Source organism: Streptomyces sp. MBT53 (assembly GCF_016654115.1).
In the GTDB taxonomy this organism is placed as follows: domain Bacteria; phylum Actinomycetota; class Actinomycetes; order Streptomycetales; family Streptomycetaceae; genus Streptomyces.
The window spans coordinates 1-22520 of record NZ_JAEQAZ010000174.1; the positions used below are offsets into that span (position 1 = coordinate 1).

A 22520-nucleotide genomic window follows, 5' to 3' on the forward strand; every position below is an offset into this window, starting at 1 on the left:
GTCGCGGGCGCGGAGGCGGCCCGCCGCCACGGCGTCCGTACGATCCTCACCCCCGCCCCCGCACAACCCCTCCCACCCGAACTCCTCACCGCCACCGACCTGTTGGTGCCCAACGAGCACGAGGCCACCGCCCTCACCGGACACACCGACCCGCGCAAGGCAGCCGCGGCCCTGCTCGACCACGTACCCGAGGTGATCGTCACCCTGGGCGCGGCAGGCAGCCTGTACGCGGCCCGGGACGCCGAGCCGTTCACCGTCCCAGCGCCCCAAGTGACCGCCGTGGACTCGACCGGCGCGGGTGACACCTTCGTCGGCGCGCTGGCGGTGGCCCTCGCCGAGGGCCGCCCGACGCGGGACGCGCTGGGCTGGGCGGCAGCCGCGGCGGCACTGTCCGTGCAGCGGCCGGGTGCGACGGCCTCGATGCCGTACCGCGCGGAGATCGACAAGCAGTACGCCTCATGACCGAGCCGACCACAACTCCCCTGTCCGGGCTGCGCGTTCTCGACCTCGCGACACTCTTCGCCGGTCCGCTCGCCGCCACCATGCTCGGCGACTTCGGCGCCGAGGTCATCAAGGTCGAGCACCCGACGAAGCCCGACCCGTCCCGGGGCCACGGCCCGTCCAAGGACGGCATCGGCCTGTGGTGGAAGCTGCTGGGCCGCAACAAGCGCACCATCACCCTCGACCTGTCGAAGCCGGGCGGCCGGGACACCCTCCTCCGCCTCGCCGCCACCGCCGACGTGATCATCGAGAACTTCCGCCCCGGCACGCTGGAGAAATGGGACCTCGGCTGGGCCGAACTCTCCGCCGCCAACCCGAAGTTGGTGCTCGCCCGGGTCACCGCGTTCGGCCAGTTCGGGCCCTACGCGCACCGCCCCGGCTTCGGCACTCTCGCCGAGGCGATGAGCGGCTTCGCCGCGATCACCGGCGAACCGGACGCGCCCCCGACCCTCCCGCCGTTCGGCCTCGCCGACTCGATCGCCGGGCTGGCGACGGCGTACGCGGTGATGACAGCCCTGGCGGCCCGCGACCGCACGGGCGAGGGCCAGGTCGTCGACATGGCGATCATCGAACCCATCCTGACCGCGCTGGGCCCCCAGCCCCTCTGGTACGACCAGCTCGGCCACGTCCAGCCGCGCACCGGCAACCGCTCCCAGAACAACGCCCCGCGCAACACCTACCGTACGGCGGACGGGAGTTGGGTCGCGGTCTCCACCTCGGCCCAGTCGATCGCGGAGCGGGTGATGCGCCTGGTCGGGCGCCCGGAACTGATCGACGAACCGTGGTTCGCGACCGGCGCGGACCGGGCCCGGCACGCCGACGTCCTCGACGCGGCGGTCGGCGACTGGATCGCGCAGCGCTCGCGCACGGAGGTGCTGGCCGCCTTCGAGAAGGCGGAGGCGGCCGTGGCTCCCATCCAGGACGTACGGGACGTGATGGCGGACCCGCAGTACCAGGCCCTCGACACGATCACCACCGTCGACGATCCCGAACTCGGCCCGCTGCGCATGCAGAACGTCCTCTTCCGGCTCTCCGCCACCCCGGGCTCCATCCGCTGGTCCGGCCGTCCGCACGGCGCCGACACGGACCCGGTCCTGACCGAACTCGGCCTGACCGAGGCCGAGTTGGCCACCCTCCGACAGGAGGGCGCCCTGTGACCCCGTACCCCCTGACCTGGCTCTACGTCCCCGGCGACCGCCCCCCGATCGTCGCCAAGGCTCTCGCCGCCGGCGCCGACGTGGTCGTGATCGACCTGGAGGACGCGGTCGCCCCGGACCGCAAGGACTACGCCCGAGCGGCGACGGCGGAACTCCTCGCGGAGCCTCAACTCACCGTCCACGTCCGGGTGAACGCCCTGGACAGCCCGTGGGCCGCCGACGATCTCCGCGCGCTCACACCCCTCCCGGGCGTGTCCGGCCTACGGCTCCCGAAGGTGGCGTCCGCCGAGGAGGTCGTAGCCGTGGCGGAAAGGACGGATGGCCTCCCCCTGTTCGCCCTGCTGGAGACAGCCCTCGGCATCGAGCGGGCCTACTCGATCGCCACCGCGCACCCTTCACTGCACGGCATCGCGCTCGGCGAGGCGGATCTACGGGCCGACCTGGGCGTGCGCGACGACGCGGGGCTCGACTGGTCGCGGTCGCGGGTGATCGTCGCCGCCCGGGCGGCAGATCTGGCTCCCCCGCCGCAGTCCGTCCACCCGGACATCCGCGACCTGGAAGGCCTGGCGGCCTCCTGCGCCCACGGCCGCGCCCTCGGTTTCCTCGGGCGTGCGGCGATCCATCCCCGTCAACTCCCGATCATCGAGAGCGCGTTCCTCCCGACCGACCGCGAACTCGAACAGGCCGAGACGATCGTCAAGGCGGCCATGCGGGAGGAGGGTGCCCAGGCTCTTCCGGACGGGCGGTTCATCGACGCGGCGGTGGTGGCGGCCGCGCAGCGCACGCTGGCGTTGGCGCGCCGGACCTGACACGCGACGAGGGCGCCCTGTCGATCACAGGGCGCCCTCGTCGTCGTAGAACCAGCTGTCAGCTCTTCTTGGCCGACTCGGGTTCGTCCTTCTTCATGTCCACGGCCTCGGACTCGGACTCGGCCTCGGGGGCGTCTTCCTTGGCCTCCGTGGCTTCGGACTCGTCGGTCTTTGGCTCTTCCTTCGCCGTGGGCTCGTCGTCCCCGTCGCCGGCCGCTTCCGGTTCGACGACCTCTTCGCGGCCCGGGCGCTTCTTCGCCGAGATCACGAAGTAGGTCACCGCGAGGATGAAGACGATCATCGCGGTCCAGTCGTTCAACCGCAGGCCCAGGAAGTGGTGGGCGTCGTCGACGCGCATGTACTCGATCCAGCCGCGGCCCACGCAGTAGGCGGCGACGTACAGCGCGAACGCCCGGCCGTGGCCCAGCTTGAAGCGGCGGTCGGCCCAGATGACGAGGAAGCCGACGCCGACGCACCACAGGGACTCGTACAGGAAGGTCGGGTGGTAGTAGCCCGGCACACGGCCGTCCGTCGAGGACGTGATGTGCAGCGCCCAGGGGAGGTGGGTCTCGCGGCCGTAGAGCTCCTGGTTGAACCAGTTGCCCCAGCGGCCGATGGCCTGGGCGAAGGCGATACCGGGGGCCAGCGCGTCGGCCCAGGCGGGCAGCGGGATGCCACGGCGGCGGCAGCCGATCCACGCGCCCACCGCACCGAGCGCGATCGCGCCCCAGATGCCGAGGCCGCCCTGCCACACCTTGAAGGCGTCCACCCAGTCGCGGCCCTCGCTGAAGTACAGCTCGTAGTCCGTGATCACGTGGTACAGGCGACCGCCGACGAGGCCGAACGGCACGGCCCAGACAGCGATGTCGGCCACCGTCCCGACCTTGCCGCCGCGGGCGACCCAGCGTTTGTTGCCGAGCCAGACGGCGACGAAGACGCCGATGATGATGCAGAACGCGTAGCCGCGCAGCGGAATGGGGCCGAGGTGGATGACCCCGCGCGACGGGCTGGGAATGTAGGCAATTTCCATGGCAGGGTCGACGCTACCGTGCCGGACCGCGACCACGGCAAGCGGCCCGGCTACGGCTCCATAACGGGCCGGTGTGAAAACCGGCCCGCCCGCTTACCCCTCGTCACCCCTTGTTCGCCGCCTGGACCAGCTGCTTCAGCTTCGCCGGGGTCATCGTCTGGTCCGCGTAGATGTTCTTGCCGTCGAAGAGGACGGTCGGAGTGCCGGTGAATCCGCCGGCTTGGAACGCGGCGGCGGACTTCGTGACCCAGCTGTCGTGCGTACCGCTGTTGACGCACTTCTGGAAGGCGGGCGTGTCGAGCCCCGTCACCTTGCCCGCCAGCTCGATCAGCTTGGCGTTGCTGGAGAACGCGTCGTCCGTCTCCTTGGGCTGGTTCTCGTACAGCACGTCGTGGAAGTCGCGGAACTTTCCGGCGTCCTGGGCGCAGGCCGCCGCGTTGGCCGCGCGCTTGGAGCCGGTGCCGCCGAGGTTGCCGTCGATGATCGTGACCAGGTGGTACTGCACCTTGAGCTGCCCGGAGTCGGTCAGTTCGTGCAGCGTCGAGCGGTACGCCGTCTCGAAGGCCTGGCAGGCCGGGCAGCGGAAGTCCTCCCACACCGTGAGTGTCGGCTTGGCGCTGTCCTTGCCGACCTGGATCGCCAGGCTGTCCTTGCCGGTCGCCCCGGAGGGCGCCACGACCGGGCCCGCGCTCTTGCTGCCGCTGTCGTCCTTGCCGTGGTTCGCGGCGAGCACGCCGATCACCGACGCCAACCCCAGCACGCAGACGACGCTCGCGGCCACGATCAGCGTGCGTCGCCGCCGCTCCGCGGACTTCTGCTTCTCACGCTCGACCGCCAGCCGCTCGCGGGCGGTGCGCTTTCCGTCACGGTTCTTCTCGCTCACACCCGCAGAACGAACCGGGGAGGCGCAGCGCGCCTCCCCGGTCCCAGGTCCACCCATATGGGGGACTCGTTGTTCTGTTATGCCGTTGCTCGATTACGCCTGTCCGCGCACGCCCTTCGCGAGGTCGGCCGCGAGGGCGCGGACCGCCTCGACGCCGGCCGCGTCGTCCGGCGCGTCCAGCATCCGCTTGACGAAGGCCGAGCCGACGATCACGCCGTCCGCGAAGCGGGCCACCTCGGCGGCCTGCCGGGCGTCGGACACTCCGAGGCCGACACACACGGGCGTGTCGGTGGTGGCGCGGGTGCGCTCGACGAGGTCCTGCGCCTGCGCGCCCACGGACTCACGGGTGCCGGTGACGCCCATCAGCGAGGCGGCGTAGACGAAGCCGGTGCCGACCTTGGTGATCTCGGCGAGGCGCGCGTCCTTGCTGCTGGGCGCGACCACGAAGACCGTGGCGAGCCCGTGCTTCTCCGCGTGCTCCCTCCACAGGCCGGCCTCCTGCACGGGCAGGTCGGGCAGGATGCAGCCGGCGCCGCCCGCCTCGGCGAGTTCGGCGGTGAAGCGCTCGACGCCGTAGCGGTCGATCGGGTTCCAGTACGTCATGACGAGTACGGGCTTGCCGGTCGCCGCGTGGGTCTCCCGGACCGTGCGCATGACGTCCGCGATCTTGACGCCGCCGCGCAGGGCGATGTCGTCGGCGGTCTGGATGACGGGGCCGTCGAGGACGGGGTCGCTGTGCGGCAGGCCCACCTCGACGACGTCCGCGCCGCCGTCGAAGGCGGCCTTGATCGCCGCGATGCCGCCGTCCACGGTCGGGAACCCGGCCGGGAGATAGGCGATGAGCGCGGCGCGTCCCTCGGCCTTGGCGGCGGCGAGGGTGTCGCTCAACAGCCGGATGTTGCCGCTCACTTGGCGTCCCCCTCGATCTCGGCGGTGTCGGCCGCGTTGGCCGCGACGGTGGCGTCGGTCCCGTTGTCGTACAGGCCGAAGTAACGCGCGGCCGTGTCCATGTCCTTGTCGCCGCGCCCGGACAGGTTGACGACGATCAGGCCGTCCTTGCCCAGCTCCCTGCCGACCTCCAGCGCGCCCGCGAGCGCGTGGGCGCTCTCGATGGCCGGGATGATGCCCTCCGTGCGCGACAGCAGGCGCAGGGCCTGCATCGCCGCGTCGTCGGTGACCGCGCGGTACTCGGCGCGCCCACTGTCCTTGAGGTAGGAGTGCTCGGGGCCGATGCCCGGGTAGTCCAGTCCGGCCGAGATCGAGTACGGCTCGGTGATCTGGCCCTCCTCGTCCTGGAGGACGTAGGACCGCGAACCGTGCAGGATGCCGGGCTCGCCCGCGGTGAGGGTCGCCGCGTGCTCGCCCGTCTCGACGCCGTGGCCGGCCGGTTCGCAGCCGATGAGGCGTACGCCGGCGTCCGGGATGAAGGCGTGGAACAGGCCGATGGCGTTCGAGCCGCCGCCCACACAGGCGATCGCCGCGTCGGGCAGGCGGCCGGCGCGCTCCAGGATCTGGCGGCGGGCCTCTACGCCGATCACGCGGTGGAAGTCGCGGACCATGGCGGGGAAGGGGTGCGGGCCCGCGACCGTACCGAAGAGGTAGTGGGTGCGGTCGACGTTGGCGACCCAGTCGCGGAACGCCTCGTTGATCGCGTCCTTGAGGGTGCGGCTGCCGGACTTCACGGCGATGACCTCGGCACCGAGCATGCGCATCCGGGCCACGTTCAGCGCCTGGCGCTGGGTGTCGATCTCGCCCATGTAGATGGTGCATTCGAGGCCGAAGAGCGCGCACGCGGTGGCCGTCGCCACACCGTGCTGGCCGGCGCCGGTCTCCGCGATGACCCTGGTCTTGCCCATGCGCTTGGTGAGCAGGGCCTGACCGAGGACGTTGTTGATCTTGTGGGAGCCGGTGTGGTTCAGGTCCTCGCGCTTGAGGAAGATCCGCGCGCCGCCCGCTTCCGCGGCGAAACGGGGGATCTCGGTGAACGCGCTTGGCCTGCCGGTGTAGTTGACCAGGAGGTCGTCCAACTCGCGGGCGAACTCGGGGTCGTGCTTGGCCTTGTCGTACTCGACGGCGACCTCGTCCACGGCGGCCACGAGAGCCTCCGGGATGAACTTGCCGCCGAAGGCGCCGAAGTAGCCCTCGGCGCTGGGGATGTGACCCTCGGGGTCGGGAATGAAGAACTCGCTGGGCATGCGGAAACCTCACGGTGAGTTTGTGGAAGTGCACTAATCGCCGTGGGGGCGGGGGTTGTTCAGATGGCTGCGGGACCGTTGTGACTGGTCGCGCAGTTCCCCGCGCCCCTGAAGGGGCGCCATCGCATGCCGTTTACCTGTCCAGGCTCGTCCCCGATGACGTAACGCACTCGTCGACCGTGAACCCGCCTCGCGGGCGCGCGGCACCCACGGGGGCGGCAGCCACGCGCGAGGCGGGCGTACCGGTCCATGGGCGTCAGGGTGATCGTCATCGAGACCAAGCCTAGCGGGTGATCAGCTGCGGCCGTGTCGCAGTGCGGGGTGTTCGCCTGCTGCCACCAGGTCCGAGACCGCGGACTTGGGGTCGCGGCCGGTGACCAGGGACTCGCCGACCAGGACCGCGTCGGCGCCGGCGTTGGCGTAGGCGATGAGGTCGTGGGGGCCGCGGACTCCGGACTCGGCGATCTTGACGATGTGGGCCGGGATCTCGGGGGCGACGCGCTCGAACGTGGAGCGGTCGACCTCAAGGGTCTTGAGGTTGCGGGCGTTGACGCCGATGATCTTGGCGCCGGCGTCGACCGCGCGGTCGACCTCGTCCTCGTCGTGGACCTCGACGATCGGCGTGAGGCCGATCGACTCGGCGCGCTCGATGAGGGACTCCAGGGCGGGCTGGTCCAGGGCCGCGACGATCAGCAGGGCGAGGTCGGCGCCGTAGGCCCTGGCCTCCCAGAGCTGGTACGACGTGACGATGAAGTCCTTGCGCAGGACCGGGATGTCCACGCGGGCGCGGACGGCCTCCAGGTCGGCCAGGGAGCCGCCGAAGCGGCGCTGTTCGGTGAGGACGGAGATGACGGCGGCGCCACCCGCCTCGTAGTCCGCCGCGAGGCCCGCCGGGTCGGCGATCGCCGCGAGCGCGCCCTTGGAGGGGCTGGAGCGCTTGACCTCGCAGATGACCTTGACGCCGTCGCCGCGCAGGGCCGCCACGCCGTCCTTGGCCGCAGGTGCCTTCGCCGCGCGCTCCTTGAGCTCGTCGAGGCTGACGCGCGCCTGCCGTTCCGCCAGGTCGGCACGGACTCCGTCGATGATCTCGTCGAGCACACTCACGCGAGCGGCCCCCTTCCGGACGGTGAAAAGCAATGGTCACATCTGACCTCGATGGTATCCGGAGGAAGGCGTAGCCCTCGCATCCGGTTGACGCCGGTCCCACTACCTGGACATCCGCCGGTTGATCAAGGATGTAGCCAGCCACCGAACGGCAGGTTCCGGACAACCGTGAAGACCAGCACCAATGCGCCCAGAGTCCAGAGCTGGACGCCGCCGAGATCGATCCGCACCGGTCGGCCGCGTGCCGCGCGGACCACCCAGACGGTCCATACGACCATGAAGGCCAGATAGCCCACCACGGCGATCGCGTTGTCCTGGAGGGCGGCCAGGAAGTCGCCGTGGATGAACTCGTGCGCGCTGCGCAGTCCGCCGCAGCCGGGGCAGTACAGGCCGGTGAAGCGGTACAGGGGGCAGACCGGGTAGTGGCCCGGCTGGTTCGGGTCGACCGTGCCGACGTACGCGAAGGCTCCGGCGACGGCCGCGAGGACTCCGGCGGGCACGGCTACGCGGTTCAGCACGGAGGCGGAACCGGGGGTGCGCGTCTTCGGGATGCTCCGGCTGTCGGCGTTCACGTCTCGCATTGTGCCCCCTGGCCCCTACGTGCGGCACGCGCGCGTGAGGGGCGGTCCCCGATGTGTCCGGGACCGCCCCTCCACGAAGTGGTGGCCGACAGCAGCTACGGCTCAGCTGTCGGCGTGCGCCGTCTTGCCGAGCAGCTCGGTCAGGTCCTGGGGACGGTCCTTGGGCATGCCCATACCCATCGCGCTCATGACCCAGCCGACGATGCCGCCGATGACCACGATGCCCATTCCGGCCCAGAAGCCGGCCGGCTGGGCCATGACCATGAAGGCGCCCGCGACCAAGAAACCGATGAAGATGATGGTGGTACCGGTCCAGGCGGCCAAAGTGTGACCGTGGCTGTTGCCCGCCATGACGTGCTCCTCGTTGCTGTGTGCGTGTGTGAGCAGACGCTCGGAGTTCATTGTTCCGCACGCGTGCGTGTGCGGTGCTTCGGGGTGGGGCACTCGCGCGTCGACCCGGCTAGGCGCCTGTCGGGTCCTCACCGCGGTCCAGGGCCTTCCAGATGTCCTCGGGACGGTCGGGGTCGACCACGGGGGCGCGGCGGGCCCGGGGGGCGCCGTTGCGTTCGTAGCGGCCGGACATCGCGGGCCAGCGGCGGCCGTAGAGGAGGGCGAGGAGGCCGGCCAGCAGGATCAGGGCGCCGCCCACCGCGGCGACGTAGGGCCAGGCGGTGTGGTCGAAGGCGTGCACGGCGGACGAGGTGCCGCCGGAGGCCTGGGTGGCCTTGTCGTCGAGCGCGGAGCTGTCGGAGGCGCCCAGGAGGGCGGCGACGACGATGCCCGCGCCGGAGAGCGCGAGGAGGGCGGAGACCGCGAAGCGGCCCGTCCTGCGGACGGCGAAGACGGCGACGAGCGCGGCGAGGCCCACTATGGCGAGCGCCGCGGGCACACCCGTGACGTCGCTGCCCTTGGCGGACAGCGGGAACGGGTCGCCCGCCACCGTCGCGATCCCCTCCGACCAGCGCTGACGGGTGGCCAGCAGCGCCACGGCCGCGCCGAGCGCACCGCTCATGAGCGCTACGGCGAGGCTGCGGCGGCCGGCGCGTGCGGGGCCTTCGCCTTCGGAACGGGGGTGAGGAACAGCTGCAGTCACGTAGTCCACTATCGCTCTAACCCCGGGCGAACCGTCACCCGGGGTTCATATGACCCTCGTCCTATTGCCCGAGTCGGTTCGCCGTGTGCACCGCGCGGAGGACCGCCGCCGCCTTGTTGCGGCACTCCTGGTCCTCCATCTCGGGGTCCGAGTCGGCGACGATGCCGGCGCCCGCCTGGACGTAGGCCGTGCCGTCGCGGAGGAGGGCCGTACGGATGGCGATGGCGGTGTCGGAGTCGCCCGCGAAGTCGAGATAGCCGACGCAGCCGCCGTACAACCCCCTTCTGGAGGGCTCCAGTTCGTCGATGATCTGCATCGCGCGGGGCTTGGGCGCGCCAGAGAGGGTGCCGGCCGGGAAGCAGGCGGTGAGGACGTCGAAGGCGGTGCGGCCGGGGGCCACTCGGCCGGTGACCGTGGAGACGATGTGCATCACGTGGGAGTAGCGCTCCACCGACATGAAGTCGACGACCTCGACCGAGCCGGGCTCGCAGACGCGTCCCAAATCGTTACGCCCGAGGTCGACCAGCATGAGGTGTTCGGCGCGCTCCTTGGGGTCGGCGAGGAGTTCGTCGGCGAGGGCCTGGTCCTCCTGCGGGGTGGCGCCGCGGTGCCGGGTGCCGGCGATGGGGTGCACCATCGCGCGGCCGTCCTCCACCTTGACGAGGGCCTCCGGGGACGAGCCGACCACATCGAAGCCGTCGAAGCGGAACAGGTACATGTACGGGGACGGGTTGGTCGCGCGCAGCACCCGGTACACGTCCAACGCGCTTGCCGTGCACGGCGTTTCGAAGCGCTGGGAGGGGACGACCTGGAAGGCCTCCCCCGCGCGGATGCGCTCCTTGATGTCCTCGACGGCCACCTTGAAGTCGGGGCCGCCCCACAGCGCGGTGTACTCGGGGAGCTCGGAGGGCGGGAGCTGGGCGGGCGGCTGGGCCACCGCGCGGGAGAGGTCCGCCTCCATGGCGTCGAGGCGGGCCACGGCGTCCGCGTAGGCCTCGTCGACGCCGGTGTCGAGGTCGTTGTGGTTGATCGCGTTGGCGATCAGCAGGACCGAGCCGTCCCAGTGGTCCATCACGGCGAGGTCGCTGGTGAGGAGCATGGTCAGCTCGGGGAGCTTGAGGTCGTCGCGGTCGCCGGGGCCGATCTTCTCCAGGCGGCGGACGATGTCGTAGCCGAGATAGCCGACCATGCCGCCGGTGAAGGGCGGCAGGCCCTCCTGGTGCGGGGTGTGCAGGGTGTCGATGGTGGCGCGCAGGGCGGCGAGGGGGTCGCCGTCGACCGGGACGCCGACGGGCGGGGTGCCGAGCCAGTGGGCCCGGCCGTCGCGGGCGGTGAGGGTGGCGGCGCTGCGGACGCCGACGAAGGAGTACCGGGACCAGGAGCGGCCGTTCTCCGCGGACTCCAGGAGGAAGGTGCCGGGGCGCTCCGCGGCGAGCTTGCGGTAGAGCGCGACCGGGGTGTCGCCGTCGGCGAGGAGCTTGCGGGTGACCGGGATGACGCGACGGTCGGTGGCCAGCTTGCGGAACGTGTCAAGGTCCATGGCGGCTGACCCTACTGATCCGAGACGGCGGTGCCGGAATCAGCGCCTTCTTCAAGAAGACTCTCGTCAACGAGCGCTTCTTCAGGAAGCGCTTCTTGAGGAAGCTCTTCTTTGAGGAGCACGTCCGCGTCGAAGCAGGTGCGGGCGCCGGTGTGGCAGGCGGCGCCGATCTGGTCGACCTTCACCAGGACCGTGTCCGCGTCGCAGTCCAGGGCGACGGACTTGACGTGCTGGAAGTGGCCGGAGGTGTCGCCCTTGACCCAGTACTCGCGGCGGCTGCGGGACCAGTAGGTGCAGCGGCCGGTCGTCAGGGTGCGGTGCAGCGCCTCGTCGTCCATCCAGCCGAGCATGAGCACCTCACCGGTGTCGTACTGCTGGGCGATGGCGGGGACGAGCCCGTCGGCGCTCCGCTTGAGGCGGGCGGCGATCTCGGGATCGAGGCGACTGGACTGGGGCGCGCTGGTCATGGGGCCATTGTGCCGCGCGGCACCGACAGTCCCGGTCGACGTCCACTGTGCGGACCGGCCAGGCGTCCATCTGATGGGGAGCAGTGGCGCGAAGCGCCTCGTTGAGGGGTGGTGGCCGGGAGACGGGTGGGCGGAGCGGACGGGCGGTCGTAGGCTGACGGTATGTCGACCTTCGCCAAGCGTGAACGACTCCTTCTCGCCGACCTCCTGGAGACGACGGGCCCGGACGCCCCGACCCTCTGCGAGGGCTGGCGGACCCGTGATCTGGCCGCGCACGTGGTGGTGCGGGAGCGCCGTGCCGACGCGGCCGGGGGCATCATGATCAAGCAGCTCGCGCCGCGCCTGGACCGGGTGATGGCGGAGTTCGCGGCGAAGCCGTACGAGGAGCTGATCCAGCTGATCCGTACCGGCCCGCCGCGCTTCTCGCCGTTCCAGCTCAAGCAGCTCGACGAGGCGTCCAACACGGTCGAGTTCTACGTCCACACCGAGGACGTACGGCGGGCCCAGGAGGACTGGACTCCGCGCGAGCTGGACCCGGTGTTCCAGGACGCCCTGTGGTCCCGACTGGAGCGCGTGGCCCGGCTGGTGGGCCGGAGCGCGCCGACCGGGCTGGTGCTGCGCCGCCCGGACGGACAGACGGCGGTCGCCCACAAGGGTGCGCCGGTCGTGACGGTGACCGGCGAGCCCTCGGAACTGCTGCTGTTCGCCCACGGCCGGCAGAACGTGGCCAAGGTGGAGCTGGACGGCGACGAGAACGCGATCGCCAAGCTGCAGGAGGCCAAGCAGTTGGGGATCTGAACCGAGGCAGCGGGGGTCGGCCGGGCGGTTCGGTCAGGCGCCACCCATGAGTAAGCCCCGACCGCCAGGCGGCCGGGGCTTACAACACCGCTTATGACACCTCTACGGGACACACCGCACCGGATGCCCCGCCTCCCGCAGCACTTGCTTCACCTCGCCGATCCGCAGGTCGCCGAAGTGGAAGACGGAGGCCGCCAGCACCGCGTCCGCGCCTGCCGCCACCGCGGGCGGGAAGTCGGCGAGCTTGCCCGCGCCGCCGGAGGCGATGACCGGGACGGTCACGTGCTTGCGGACCGCCGCGATCATCTCCAGGTCGTAGCCGTCCTTGGTGCCGTCCGCGTCCATCGAGTTGAGGAGGATCTCCCCGGCGCCCAACTCGGCGGCCCGGTGCGCCCATTCGACGGCGTCGATGCCGGTGCCCTTGCGGCCGCCGTGGGTGGTGACCTCGAAGGAGCCCTCGGAAGTCCGGCGCGCGTCCACCGACAGGACCAGGACCTGGCGGCCGAACCGCTCCGCGATCTCCTTGATCAGTTCCGGTCGGTTGATCGCCGCCGTGTTGACGCCGACCTTGTCCGCGCCCGCGCGCAGCAGCTTGTCCACGTCCTCGGCCGTGCGGACGCCGCCGCCGACCGTGAGCGGGATGAAGACCTGCTCGGCGGTGCGGCGGACCACGTCGTACGTCGTCTCGCGGTTGCCGGAGGACGCGGTGATGTCCAGGAAGGTCAGCTCGTCGGCGCCCTCGGCGTCGTAGACCTTGGCCATCTCGACGGGGTCGCCGGCGTCGCGCAGGTTCTGGAAGTTGACGCCCTTGACGACCCGGCCGTTGTCGACGTCCAGGCAGGGGATCACGCGTACGGCGAGGGTCATGAGGAACCCTCCCCTCGGTACGCCTCCACCTCGACCTCGACGACCAGGCTGGGGTCGACGAAGCCGGACACGATGATCATCGAGGCGGCGGGCCGGATCGCGTCGAAGAGTTCCTTGTGTGCGCGGCCCACGTCCTCGACGTCCCGGGCGTGGGTGATGTACATACGGGTGCGCACCACATCGGCGGGGCCGAGGCCCAGTTGTTCCAGCGCCGCGAAGGCGACGTTGAACGCGTTGACCGTCTGCTCGTAGGGACCGCCCCCGGCGATCTCGCCGTCCACTATCGACGTGCACCCGGAGACCAGCACCAGGCCGTTCGGCAGTTCCACCGCGCGGGAGTAGCCGAAGGCGTCCTCCCAGGGCGCGCCGGTCGACACGCGTCGTAGCTCGGTCACCGGGCCACCGCCTCCAAGGCCTCTTCCAGAGTGAACGCCTTCGCGTAGAGGGCCTTCCCGACGATGGAGCCCTCGACACCGAGGGGTACCAGCTCGGCGATGGCGCGGAGGTCGTCGAGCGACGACACGCCGCCGGAGGCCACGACCGGGCGGTCGGTCGCCGCGCAGACGTTGCGCAGCAGCTCCAGGTTGGGGCCCTGGAGGGTGCCGTCCTTGGCGATGTCGGTGACCACGTAGCGGGCGCAGCCCTCGGAGTTGAGGCGGTCCAGCGTCTCGTAGAGGTCGCCGCCGTCGCGGGTCCAGCCCCGGCCGCGGAGGGTCGTGCCGCGTACGTCGAGGCCGACCGCGATCTTGTCGCCGTGCTCGGCGATGACCTTGGCGACCCACTCGGGGGTCTCCAGGGCGGCGGTGCCGAGGTTCACCCGGGTGCAGCCGGTGGCGAGGGCCGCGGCGAGCGTGTCGTCGTCGCGGATGCCGCCGGACAGCTCGACCTTGATGTCCATGGCGCCGGCGACCTCGGCGATGAGCTTGCGGTTGTCGCCGGTGCCGAACGCGGCGTCCAGGTCGACGAGGTGCAGCCACTCGGCGCCGGAGCGCTGCCAGGCGAGGGCGGCCTCCAGGGGGGAGCCGTAGGAGGTCTCGGTCCCGGACTCGCCGTGGACGAGGCGGACGGCCTGGCCGTCGCGGACGTCGACGGCGGGGAGGAGTTCGAGCTTGGCCATGGTCTACAGGGTTCCGATCCAGTTGGTGAGCAGCTGCGCTCCGGCGTCGCCGGACTTCTCGGGGTGGAACTGGGTGGCCCACAGGGCGCCGTTCTCCACGGCGGCCACGAAGGGCTTGCCGTGGGTCGACCAGGTCACCAGGGGGGCGCGCATCGCCGGGTTCACGACTTCGAGGGACCAGTCGTGGACGGCGTAGGAGTGCACGAAGTAGAAGCGCGCGTCGGCGTCCAGGCCCGCGAAGAGCTGGGAGCCCGCCGGGGTGTCGACGGTGTTCCAGCCCATGTGGGGCACGATCTCGGCCTGCAGCGGCTCGACCGAGCCGGGCCACTCGTCCAGGCCCTCGGTCTCCACGCCGTGCTCGATGCCGCGCGCGAACAGGATCTGCATGCCGACGCAGATGCCCATCACGGGGCGCCCGCCGGCCAGTCGGCGGCCGACGATCCAGTCGCCGCGCGCCGAGCGCAGGCCCTCCATGCAGGCGGCGAAGGCGCCGACGCCGGGCACCAGCAGGCCGTCCGCGTTCATGGCCTTGTCGTAGTCACGCGTTATCTCGACCTCGGCGCCCGCGCGCGCGAGGGCACGCTCGGCGGAACGGACGTTCCCGAAGCCGTAGTCGAAGACGACTACTTTCCTCGCTGGACTCAATTCCACACCTCCAGCCTCATGACGCCGGCGACCAGGCACATCCCGGCGGCGATGGAGATCAGCACGATGAGCTGGCGCGGCATCTTCTGCTTGACGAAGGAGTAGACCCCGCCGAGGAGGAAGAGCCCGACGACGATGAGGAGGCTCGACAGGCTGGTCACAGCGCGCCCTTCGTGGAGGGGAGGATGCCGGCCGCGCGCGGGTCGCGCTCGGAGGCGTACCGCAGGGCGCGCGCGAGGGCCTTGAACTGGCACTCCACGATGTGGTGCGCGTTGCGCCCGTACGGCACGTGCACGTGCAGGGCGATCTGGGCCTGGGCCACGAAGGACTCCAGGATGTGCCGAGTCATCGTGGTGTCGTACTCGCCGATCATCGGCGCCATGTTCTCGGGCTCGGTGTGCACGAGGTACGGGCGGCCGGAGAGGTCGACGGTGACCTGGGCGAGGGACTCGTCCAGCGGGACCGTGCAGTTGCCGAACCGGTAGATCCCGACCTTGTCGCCGAGCGCCTGCTTGAAGGCGGCGCCGAGGGCGAGGGCGGTGTCCTCGATGGTGTGGTGCGAGTCGATGTGCAGATCGCCCTCGGTCTTCACGGTGAGGTCGAACAGACCGTGCCGGCCGAGCTGGTCGAGCATGTGGTCGTAGAAGCCGACTCCTGTCGACACGTCGACCTTGCCGTGGCCGTCGAGATCGATCTCGACCAGGACCGAGGTCTCCTTGGTCGTCCGCTCCACCCGTCCAACGCGGTTCATGTGCTCTGCTCCTTCATCAACTCACGGACCGCGTCGAGGAACGCGTCGTTCTCTTCGGGGGTTCCGGCGGAGACCCGCAGCCACCCCGGGATGCCGTTGTCCCGGACCAGGACGCCCCGGTCGAGGATCGCCTGCCAGGCGGTGTGGGAGTCCGCGAACCGGCCGAACTGCACGAAGTTGGCGTCGGACTCGACGACTTCGCAGCCCAGGGCCCGCAACTCCCGTACCAGCCGGTCCCGTTCGTCCTTCAGCTGTTCCACATAGCCGAGCAGTGTGTCGGTGTGCTCCAGGGCGGCCAGCGCGGTCGCCTGGGTGACGGCCGACAAGTGGTAGGGCAGCCGGACGAGTTGGACGGCGTCGACGACCGCCGGGTGCGCGGCGAGATAGCCGAGGCGCAGCCCTGCCGCGCCGAACGCCTTCGACATCGTCCGCGAGACGACGAGATTCGGCCGACCTTCGAGCAGCGGCAGCAGCGAGTCGCCGTGGCTGAACTCGATGTACGCCTCGTCGACGATCACCATCGACGGCTTGGCGGCCTGCGCGGCTTCGTACAGCGCGAGGACCGTCTCGGGCGGAACGGCGTTGCCCGTGGGGTTGTTGGGGGTCGTGACGAACACGACGTCGGGCTTGTTCTCCGCGATCCAGCGCTCGGCGGCCGGGAGGTCGATCGAGAAGTCCGCGTCGCGCGGCCCGGAGATCCAGCCCGTACCCGTGCCGCGCGCGATGAGCGCGTGCATCGAGTACGACGGCTCGAAGCCGATCGCCGTACGGCCGGGGCCGCCGAAGGTCTGGAGAAGCTGCTGGATGACCTCGTTGGAGCCGTTGGCCGCCCACACGTTCTCGATGCCGACCCGGTAACCGCCGGTCTTCGTCAGGTAGTTGGCCAGCTCGGTGCGCAACTCGACCGCGTCCCGGTCCGGGTAGCGGTTGAGGCCGCGGGCGGCCTCGGCCACGCGCTCGGCGATCCGCGCGACCAGCGGCTCGGGCAGCGGGTAGGGGTTCTCGTTGACGTTCAGCCGTACGGGCACGTCCAACTGGGGCGCGCCATAAGGGGACTTGCCGCGCAGCTCGTCCCGTACGGGAAGATCGTCGATTCCGAAGCTCACTTGCCGGGCACCTTCCAACCGAACCTTGCCTTGACCGCCGCGCCGTGCGCGGGCAGATCCTCCGCCTCCGCCAGCGTCACCACGTGATGCGCCACGTCGGCGAGGGCGTCGCGGGTGTAGTCGACGATGTGGATGCCGCGCAGGAACGACTGCACGGAGAGCCCCGAGGAATGGCAGGCGCAACCGCCGGTCGGCAGCACGTGGTTGGAGCCTGCCGCGTAGTCGCCGAGGGAGACGGGCGCCCACGGTCCGACGAAGATCGCGCCCGCGTTCCGCACCCGGTCGGCGACGGCGGCCGCGTCCACCGTCTGGATCTCCAGGTGCTCGGCGCCGTACGCGTTCACGACCCGCAGCCCCTCCTCGACGCCGTCGACGAGGACGATCGCGGACTGCCTGCCCGCGAGGGCCGGGGCGATCCGGTCCTCGATGTGCTTGGTGGCCGCGACCTGCGGTTCGAGTTCCTTCTCGACGGCGTCCGCGAGCGTCACGGAGTCCGTGACCAGGACGGCGGCGGCGAGCGGGTCGTGCTCGGCCTGGCTGATCAGGTCGGCGGCGACGTGCACCGGGTCGGCGGTGTCGTCGGCGAGGACCGCGATCTCGGTCGGACCGGCCTCGGTGTCGATGCCGATCTTGCCCGTGAAGTAGCGCTTGGCGGCGGCGACCCAGATGTTGCCGGGCCCGGTGACCATGTTGGCGGGGGCGCAGGACTCGGTGCCGTGGGCGAACATCGCGACGGCCTGGGCGCCGCCCACGGCGTAGACCTCGTCGACGCCGAGCAGTGCGCAGGCGGCGAGGATGGTCGGGTGCGGCAGGCCGCCGAAGTCCGCCTGCGGCGGAGACGCGAGCGCGATGGAGCCGACGCCGGCCTCCTGGGCGGGCACCACGTTCATGATCACGGACGACGGGTAGACCGACCGCCCGCCGGGCGCGTACAGCCCCACCCGGTCGACCGGCACCCACTTCTCGGTGACGGAACCGCCCGGCACGACCTGGGTGGTGTGGGTCGTACGGCGCTGCTCGCGGTGGACGAGCCGGGCGCGCCGGACGGACTCCTCCAGGGCCGCACGGACGGCCGGGTCGAGCTGTTCCAGCGCATCGCTGAGGGCCTCGGCCGGGACCCGTACCGATTCCAGCCGCACGCCGTCGAACTTCTCGGCGAAGTCGATCAGCGCCGCGTCGCCCCGATGATGCACGGCCTCGCAGATCGGCCGCACCTTCTCCAGGGCGGCCGAGACGTCGAAGTCGGCTCGGGGCAGCAGGTCGCGCAGGGCGGGCCCGTCAGGGAGGGCGTCGCCGCGCAGATCGATTCGGGAGATCACGGGGCCAATTCTCTCAGACGGCGATCGGGCGCTGCTCGCGCATATCAATGGCTGATACAGAACGTGGCCGGAACCCGGAAGATCAGGGGGGTGTGGGGGGTGTCCCCCCACAAAGCACAGCACGTCTAGTGTTCCGGGCGTTACTCAGTGGGCATGAACAGCTGTGCGAAACCCGTGAGCAGTCGAGAGGGATGACAGAGCAGTGACCGAGGGTGTGGGCATCCGCGCGGGGGATGTCCCGGACGATGCGACCGCCGCCGAGGCCGGTATGTGGCAGGCCTTCCGCAACGGCAGTGTGTACGACCTGAGCAGCGGCGACACCGTCGTCGACGATCCGCACGGCGGACATCCGTGGGGCCCGGAGCGGACCGTACGGGCGCGGTTCGTGTGCTGGCTGCTTCTGGACGGGCCGCCCGCGCTGTCGGGCCGGGTGGCCTCGCTGAAACTCACCGGAGTGCAGATCAGCGGCACCCTGGATCTGGCGGGCGGCACGGTCCACCCCTTCGTCGAGCTGAAGGGCTGCCGCTTCGAGCACGAGATCCTGCTGCCGGAGGCCCGCTTCCAGACCGTACGGCTGGTGGACTGCTCGGTGCCGCGACTGGAGGCGGCGCGGGTGCACACGGAGGGTGATCTGCATCTGCCGCGCTGCCGCTTCCACAACGGGGTACGGCTGACCGACGCGCACATCGGCACCGATCTGCTGCTCAACCAGGCGATCGTCTACCGGGACCGCACGGGCCGTTCGATCGCCGCGGACGGCATGACCGTAGGACAGGATCTGCAGGCAGAACTCCTTGAATCGCACGGTGAGTTGAGCCTGCGCAGCGCCAAGGTGGGCGTCTCGCTGAGTCTGCGCGGCGCCCGGCTGGCCAACCCGTACTCCCGACTCGCCCTGAACGCGCCCCAGTTGACCGTCGGCCGCACCCTGTACCTCACTCCGGCGGGCGTCGGCGGTCCCTGGCTGAGCGGTACAACTCCCGCGCGCGGGACCCGCATCCAGCGCTTCACCTGCCAGGGCGGAGTACGCCTGGACGACGGGCGGTTCGGGGACGCGGTGGACCTGGAGCGGGCCCGGTTCACCTTCACGGACGACCAGGAGCTGTCGCTGCTGCGCGTCCAGGCGCCCGAACTGCGCTTCCTCGGGGAGAGACCGCAGCGCGGGAAGGTGGTGCTGTCGGGGGCGCGGGTCGTCAACCTCATCGACGGCAAGGACAGTTGGCCGGGTCCGGGCAACCTCCACATGGGCGGCTTCGTGTACGAGAACCTCGTACCGCAGGGCCCGTTCCCGCTGGAGGCCCGCCTCGACTGGGTGGCCGCCGCGACCGCCGAGTACAACCCGGAACCGTACGAGCGGCTCGCGACCGTGCTGCGCAACGCCGGTGAGGACGAGGACGCGCGCGAGGTGCTGCTGGCCAAGCAGCGGCGGCGCCGGGAGAGCCTGCCCGTCGCGGCGAAGCTGTGGGGGTTCGCGCAGGACTGGACGGTGGCCTACGGGTACCGGCCGGGCCGGGCCGCCGTATGGATGGCGGTGCTGTGGGCGGCCGGGTCGCTGGCCTTCACACACGCGGACCATGTGCCGGTGAATCCGAGCGGACATCCGCCGTGGAGTCCCGCGCTGTTCGCGCTGGATCTGCTGCTGCCGGTGATCGACCTGGGGCAGGTGGGGCAATGGCAGTTGCACGGGGGCTGGCAGTGGCTGTCGGTGGCGCTGATCCTGCTGGGCTGGATCCTCGCGACGACGGTGGCGGCGGGGGCGACCCGGCTGCTCAGGCGGGGATAGTCACCGGCCACGCACAGCACTCGAACAGGTGAGCAAAAGTCACCTTTTACCGGGGCTTGACCGAGACACGTACAACTTTCCACGGGGTGCCCAAACGGTCTGGCGCACTCCGTATCCCGGTCATTCAATGGTCGGCACCATGGCTCTGCTGCGCGACTTCATCCGCACCGCCCGGATGGCAAGGAGCACCTCGCGGCCCACCGGACTGCCGGCCGACGACGAGGTTCTCCTCGACGCGCCCGACGACCGGCTCGGCCCCGCGCTGGTCGCGGCCGGACGCGGCGAGTACGGGCCCGCCGCCGAGCTGCTCGCCACCACCCGCGCGTCCGCCGAGTGGGAGAACCGCGACCGCTACACGCGCCGCCTCTCGGCCTTCGCCCGCTCCCGCCCCGAATGGCTGGCCGACTGGCGCGCCGCCGCCCCGCACGACCCCGACGCGCTGCTGGTCGGCGCCCAGCTGGCGGTGGACCGCTGCTGGGTGTCGCCCGCCCGCGCCGAACTGCTCGGCGACATCGGCCCGTTGATCACGGCGGCGGCCGAGGCCGAACCGCGCGACCCCGTGCCCTGGCGGATCGCCCTGGACCACGCGCGGGGCACCCACGCCGGACACGCCGGGTTCGAACGGCTGTGGGGCGAGGCCGTCCGCCGCTCCCCGCACCACTACGGCTGCCATGTGGCCGCCCTCCAGTACCTCTCGGCCGCCTGCTGCGCCCAGCGGGGCGACGCGCCCCGCACCGCGCGGCACTCCCACCGCGAGTGCTTCGACTTCGCCGAACGGGCCGCCCAGGACGCCCTGCCCGGCTCCCTCGTCCAGGCACTGCCGGTGCGGGCCGCCTTCGCCTGTCTGACCGACAGCTGCGGCGCGACGGTGCCGCGCGCCCGGCTGGACACGGCGGCCGACCTCGGGATCGCCCTCTCGGCCGGCTACGCGGCGGCCGACCCCTGGCCCGCCGGGGTCCGCAACCTGCTGGCCTACGTCCTCGTCCGCCTCGAACGCTGGCCCGACGCCCTCGACCAGCTGCGCCTGATCGGCCCGTACGCCACGTCCTTCCCCTGGGACCGGATCTCCGACGACCCGCTCGGCCGGTTCCTGGAAGTGCGCGACGGCGTACAGATCGCGGTCGCGTCGCGACTGCCGCTGGGCGGCCCGGTTCCGGCCTGTCTCACGGCGGTTCCGGGGCAGCCGCGGAGCTTCACGGACGCGCCGCCCCATCCACGGAGTGAGCACGACGGTCGCGCCCGCTCCCGCGACCACTAGGCTTTTGCGCCGTGACCACCGTCGGGCTGCCGCTCTTCCCCCTGAACTCGGTTCTGTTCCCGGGGCTCGTGCTTCCTCTGAACATTTTCGAGGAGCGCTATCGCGCCATGATGCGCGAACTGCTCAAGACCCCCGAGGAGGAACCGCGCCGATTCGCTGTCGTCGCCATCCGTGACGGCCACGAGGTGGCCCAGACCGCCCAGGGCATGCCGGACCAGACCGCCGTGCCCGAACGCGGGCCCGCGGCCGGCTTCGGCCCCGACCCGCTCAAGGCCTTCCACTCGGTGGGCTGCGTCGCCGACGCGGCGACCATCCGGGAGCGCGCCGACGGCACCTTCGAGGTGCTGGCGACGGGCACGACCCGGATGCGGCTGCTCTCCGTGGACGCCTCGGGCCCGTTCCTGACGGCCGAGCTGGAGGAGCTGCCCGAGGAGAAGGGCGACGAGGCGGGCGCGCTGGCAGAGGGGGTGCTACGCGCGTTCCGCCAGTACCAGAAGCGCCTGGCGGGCGCCCGCGAACGCTCCCTGTCGACCGGCGACGCGGAACTCCCCGACGAGCCGGCGGTGGTGTCGTACCTGGTGGCCGCCGCGATGATGCTCGACACGGCGACCAAGCAACGCCTGCTCCAGGCCCCCGACACCGCCTCCCGGCTGCGCGACGAGCTGAAACTCCTGCGCTCCGAGACGGCCATCATCCGCAACCTGCCGTCCCTGCCCGCGTCGGACCTGACGCGCAACCCGACAAGCCTGAACTGAGACCCCCGATGGCGAAGAAGTCCAGGAAGCAACAACAGCCCCAGTCCGGCGGCACCCCGGCCACCGTGGCCCTCACGGCCGCCGGAGTGCCGTTCGAGGTGCACGCCTACGAGCACGACCCCGCCCACCCGTCCTACGGCGAGGAGGCGGCCGAGGCGATGGGGGTGTCTCCGGACCGGGTCTTCAAGACGCTCGTCGCGGACGTGGACGGGGCCCTGACGGTGGCGGTGGTCCCGGTGGCGGGCCAGCTCGACCTCAAGGCCCTCGCGGCGGCGGTGGGCGGCAAGCGCGCCGCGATGGCCGACCCGACCCTCGCCGAACGCACCACGGGCTACGTCCGGGGCGGCATCTCCCCCCTCGGCCAGCGCAAGAAGCTCCGCACGGTCGTCGACGACTCGGCCTCGGCCCACGCCACGATCTGCGTCTCGGCGGGCCGCCGGGGCCTGGAGGTCGAACTCTCCCCCAAGGACCTGGCCACCCTCACGGAAGCGGTACTGGCCCCCATCGGCCGTGCGTGACCCCTCGACGCCGGCCCCGTCCTCGGTTAAGCACAAGGGGCATGTCGAAGAAAACCAGGAAACGAAAGTGGCGCATCAAGAAACGCCGCTCGAACCACGGACACCGGCCGGCATAGTTTTTTCGGTCACTTCTCAACGCGGGCCGGCACCATCCAGCCCGTCCGGCACCTTTCCAACGCGGGCCGGCACCATCCAGCCCGTCCGGCGTTTGAGGACGAGGCCGTTCAGGCCGAAGCGGGGGTCTGG

27 protein-coding genes are annotated in these 22520 nt (G+C 71.2%); 8 read left to right on the forward strand and 19 right to left on the reverse strand.

Annotated elements, in window-relative coordinates:
* The 3 genes from JHN45_RS40315 to JHN45_RS40325 form a co-directional block, all read left to right on the forward strand.
* On the forward strand, window positions 1-462 hold a 462-nt coding region (locus JHN45_RS40315; RefSeq protein WP_201054408.1), incomplete at its 5' end, for a PfkB family carbohydrate kinase.
* Window positions 459-1658: a CaiB/BaiF CoA-transferase family protein gene (locus JHN45_RS40320; protein ID WP_201054409.1), complete on the forward strand. Its 1200-nt coding sequence runs from the start codon at window positions 459-461 to the stop codon at window positions 1656-1658. The genes JHN45_RS40315 and JHN45_RS40320, both read left to right, overlap by 4 nt.
* Complete coding sequence (locus tag JHN45_RS40325) at window positions 1655-2467, forward strand: CoA ester lyase (protein ID WP_201054410.1); 813 nt, start codon at window positions 1655-1657, stop codon at window positions 2465-2467. The genes JHN45_RS40320 and JHN45_RS40325 overlap by 4 nt, the downstream gene beginning before the upstream one ends.
* Window positions 2468-2525: 58 nt before the next feature.
* On the opposite strand, the gene lgt is transcribed toward JHN45_RS40325, so the two are convergent.
* The 11 genes from lgt to hisI all read right to left on the reverse strand — a co-directional run bounded on the left by lgt (window position 2526) and on the right by hisI (window position 11360).
* Complete coding sequence (gene lgt, locus JHN45_RS40330) at window positions 2526-3497, reverse strand: prolipoprotein diacylglyceryl transferase (protein WP_201054411.1); 972 nt, start codon at window positions 3495-3497, stop codon at window positions 2526-2528.
* A 103-nt stretch (window positions 3498-3600) separates the two neighbouring features.
* The gene (locus JHN45_RS40335; protein ID WP_201054412.1) at window positions 3601-4380 is read right to left on the reverse strand and encodes a thioredoxin domain-containing protein; all 780 of its coding nucleotides are present in this window, start codon (window positions 4378-4380) and stop codon (window positions 3601-3603) included.
* Between the two features lie 93 nt (window positions 4381-4473).
* On the reverse strand, window positions 4474-5289 hold the full coding sequence (gene trpA / locus JHN45_RS40340) for a tryptophan synthase subunit alpha (protein WP_200717201.1): 816 nt from the start codon (window positions 5287-5289) through the stop codon (window positions 4474-4476).
* Window positions 5286-6575 carry a tryptophan synthase subunit beta gene (gene trpB, locus JHN45_RS40345; RefSeq protein ID WP_200717202.1) on the reverse strand — a complete coding sequence of 430 codons (1290 nt, stop codon included), beginning with the start codon at window positions 6573-6575 and terminating at the stop codon, window positions 5286-5288. Before trpB ends, trpA begins: the two co-directional genes overlap by 4 nt.
* Window positions 6576-6634: 59 nt before the next feature.
* Entirely contained in the window at window positions 6635-6847 is a 213-nt protein-coding gene (gene trpM, locus JHN45_RS54855; RefSeq protein WP_374195669.1) for a tryptophan biosynthesis modulator TrpM, read from the reverse strand.
* A gap of 22 nt (window positions 6848-6869) precedes the next feature.
* A complete protein-coding gene (trpC, locus tag JHN45_RS40350; protein WP_019067707.1) occupies window positions 6870-7679 on the reverse strand; it encodes an indole-3-glycerol phosphate synthase TrpC in 810 nt (269 codons plus the stop codon).
* Between the two features lie 125 nt (window positions 7680-7804).
* Window positions 7805-8260 carry a DUF2752 domain-containing protein gene (locus JHN45_RS40355; RefSeq protein WP_201054413.1) on the reverse strand — a complete coding sequence of 152 codons (456 nt, stop codon included), beginning with the start codon at window positions 8258-8260 and terminating at the stop codon, window positions 7805-7807.
* A 102-nt stretch (window positions 8261-8362) separates the two neighbouring features.
* On the reverse strand, window positions 8363-8611 hold the full coding sequence (locus JHN45_RS40360) for an HGxxPAAW family protein (RefSeq protein ID WP_200717204.1): 249 nt from the start codon (window positions 8609-8611) through the stop codon (window positions 8363-8365).
* A 109-nt stretch (window positions 8612-8720) separates the two neighbouring features.
* Window positions 8721-9362: a TIGR02234 family membrane protein gene (locus JHN45_RS40365; protein WP_200714883.1), complete on the reverse strand. Its 642-nt coding sequence runs from the start codon at window positions 9360-9362 to the stop codon at window positions 8721-8723.
* 52 nt (window positions 9363-9414) lie between these two features.
* Window positions 9415-10893, reverse strand: a complete 1479-nt coding sequence (locus JHN45_RS40370; protein WP_201054414.1) for an anthranilate synthase component I — start codon at window positions 10891-10893, stop codon at window positions 9415-9417.
* An 11-nt stretch (window positions 10894-10904) separates the two neighbouring features.
* On the reverse strand, window positions 10905-11360 hold the full coding sequence (hisI, locus tag JHN45_RS40375) for a phosphoribosyl-AMP cyclohydrolase (RefSeq protein WP_200714881.1): 456 nt from the start codon (window positions 11358-11360) through the stop codon (window positions 10905-10907).
* A gap of 162 nt (window positions 11361-11522) precedes the next feature.
* Here hisI and JHN45_RS40380 point away from each other — a divergent pair, with 162 nt between their 5' ends.
* Complete coding sequence (locus JHN45_RS40380) at window positions 11523-12158, forward strand: TIGR03085 family metal-binding protein (RefSeq protein WP_200714880.1); 636 nt, start codon at window positions 11523-11525, stop codon at window positions 12156-12158.
* Window positions 12159-12260: 102 nt separating this feature from the next.
* Here the strand turns inward: JHN45_RS40380 and hisF are convergent, their stop codons facing one another.
* Genes hisF through hisD form a run of 8 tightly spaced genes read right to left on the reverse strand, consistent with a single transcriptional unit; the run spans window position 12261 to window position 17963 of the window.
* A complete protein-coding gene (gene hisF / locus JHN45_RS40385) occupies window positions 12261-13025 on the reverse strand; it encodes an imidazole glycerol phosphate synthase subunit HisF (protein ID WP_201054415.1) in 765 nt (254 codons plus the stop codon).
* Window positions 13022-13420 (reverse strand): RidA family protein, encoded by a 399-nt coding sequence (locus JHN45_RS40390; RefSeq protein ID WP_200714878.1) that lies wholly within the window; start codon window positions 13418-13420, stop codon window positions 13022-13024. The genes hisF and JHN45_RS40390 overlap by 4 nt, the downstream gene beginning before the upstream one ends.
* A complete protein-coding gene (gene priA / locus JHN45_RS40395) occupies window positions 13417-14142 on the reverse strand; it encodes a bifunctional 1-(5-phosphoribosyl)-5-((5-phosphoribosylamino)methylideneamino)imidazole-4-carboxamide isomerase/phosphoribosylanthranilate isomerase PriA (RefSeq protein ID WP_200714877.1) in 726 nt (241 codons plus the stop codon). Before priA ends, JHN45_RS40390 begins: the two co-directional genes overlap by 4 nt.
* A 3-nt stretch (window positions 14143-14145) precedes the next feature.
* Complete coding sequence (hisH, locus tag JHN45_RS40400; protein WP_201054416.1) at window positions 14146-14793, reverse strand: imidazole glycerol phosphate synthase subunit HisH; 648 nt, start codon at window positions 14791-14793, stop codon at window positions 14146-14148.
* Window positions 14784-14948: a hypothetical protein gene (locus JHN45_RS40405; protein ID WP_019067720.1), complete on the reverse strand. Its 165-nt coding sequence runs from the start codon at window positions 14946-14948 to the stop codon at window positions 14784-14786. Before JHN45_RS40405 ends, hisH begins: the two co-directional genes overlap by 10 nt.
* Window positions 14945-15538, reverse strand: a complete 594-nt coding sequence (gene hisB / locus JHN45_RS40410; protein WP_043675308.1) for an imidazoleglycerol-phosphate dehydratase HisB — start codon at window positions 15536-15538, stop codon at window positions 14945-14947. Before hisB ends, JHN45_RS40405 begins: the two co-directional genes overlap by 4 nt.
* A complete protein-coding gene (locus JHN45_RS40415) occupies window positions 15535-16644 on the reverse strand; it encodes a histidinol-phosphate transaminase (RefSeq protein ID WP_200714875.1) in 1110 nt (369 codons plus the stop codon). The genes hisB and JHN45_RS40415 overlap by 4 nt, the downstream gene beginning before the upstream one ends.
* Complete coding sequence (gene hisD, locus JHN45_RS40420; protein ID WP_201054417.1) at window positions 16641-17963, reverse strand: histidinol dehydrogenase; 1323 nt, start codon at window positions 17961-17963, stop codon at window positions 16641-16643. Before hisD ends, JHN45_RS40415 begins: the two co-directional genes overlap by 4 nt.
* 202 nt (window positions 17964-18165) lie before the next feature.
* Here hisD and JHN45_RS40425 point away from each other — a divergent pair, with 202 nt between their 5' ends.
* The 4 genes from JHN45_RS40425 (at window position 18166) to ybaK (ending at window position 22274) form a co-directional block, all read left to right on the forward strand.
* Complete coding sequence (locus tag JHN45_RS40425; protein WP_201054418.1) at window positions 18166-19743, forward strand: oxidoreductase; 1578 nt, start codon at window positions 18166-18168, stop codon at window positions 19741-19743.
* A gap of 139 nt (window positions 19744-19882) precedes the next feature.
* Entirely contained in the window at window positions 19883-21001 is a 1119-nt protein-coding gene (locus tag JHN45_RS40430) for a hypothetical protein (protein ID WP_236584640.1), read from the forward strand.
* Window positions 21002-21012: 11 nt separating this feature from the next.
* On the forward strand, window positions 21013-21756 hold the full coding sequence (locus JHN45_RS40435) for an LON peptidase substrate-binding domain-containing protein (protein ID WP_201054420.1): 744 nt from the start codon (window positions 21013-21015) through the stop codon (window positions 21754-21756).
* A gap of 8 nt (window positions 21757-21764) precedes the next feature.
* Window positions 21765-22274: a Cys-tRNA(Pro) deacylase gene (gene ybaK, locus JHN45_RS40440; protein WP_200714870.1), complete on the forward strand. Its 510-nt coding sequence runs from the start codon at window positions 21765-21767 to the stop codon at window positions 22272-22274.
* The last annotated feature ends 246 nt before the right edge of the window (window positions 22275-22520 follow it).

Bases quoted from the DNA above. Each gene is read 5' to 3' on its own strand.
- JHN45_RS40320 (WP_201054409.1), top strand. From the start codon at position 459: ATGACCGAGCCGACCACAACTCCCCTGTCCGGGCTGCGCGTTCTCGAC.
- lgt (WP_201054411.1), bottom strand. From the start codon at position 3,497: ATGGAAATTGCCTACATTCCCAGCCCGTCGCGCGGGGTCATCCACCTC.
- trpB (WP_200717202.1), bottom strand. From the start codon at position 6,575: ATGCCCAGCGAGTTCTTCATTCCCGACCCCGAGGGTCACATCCCCAGC.
- trpM (WP_374195669.1), bottom strand. From the start codon at position 6,847: ATGACGATCACCCTGACGCCCATGGACCGGTACGCCCGCCTCGCGCGT.
- JHN45_RS40355 (WP_201054413.1), bottom strand. From the start codon at position 8,260: ATGCGAGACGTGAACGCCGACAGCCGGAGCATCCCGAAGACGCGCACC.
- JHN45_RS40360 (WP_200717204.1), bottom strand. From the start codon at position 8,611: ATGGCGGGCAACAGCCACGGTCACACTTTGGCCGCCTGGACCGGTACC.
- JHN45_RS40370 (WP_201054414.1), bottom strand. From the start codon at position 10,893: ATGGACCTTGACACGTTCCGCAAGCTGGCCACCGACCGTCGCGTCATC.
- hisI (WP_200714881.1), bottom strand. From the start codon at position 11,360: ATGACCAGCGCGCCCCAGTCCAGTCGCCTCGATCCCGAGATCGCCGCC.
- JHN45_RS40380 (WP_200714880.1), top strand. From the start codon at position 11,523: ATGTCGACCTTCGCCAAGCGTGAACGACTCCTTCTCGCCGACCTCCTG.
- hisF (WP_201054415.1), bottom strand. From the start codon at position 13,025: ATGACCCTCGCCGTACGCGTGATCCCCTGCCTGGACGTCGACAACGGC.
- priA (WP_200714877.1), bottom strand. From the start codon at position 14,142: ATGGCCAAGCTCGAACTCCTCCCCGCCGTCGACGTCCGCGACGGCCAG.
- hisB (WP_043675308.1), bottom strand. From the start codon at position 15,538: ATGAACCGCGTTGGACGGGTGGAGCGGACGACCAAGGAGACCTCGGTC.
- JHN45_RS40430 (WP_236584640.1), top strand. From the start codon at position 19,883: ATGGCTCTGCTGCGCGACTTCATCCGCACCGCCCGGATGGCAAGGAGC.
- ybaK (WP_200714870.1), top strand. From the start codon at position 21,765: ATGGCGAAGAAGTCCAGGAAGCAACAACAGCCCCAGTCCGGCGGCACC.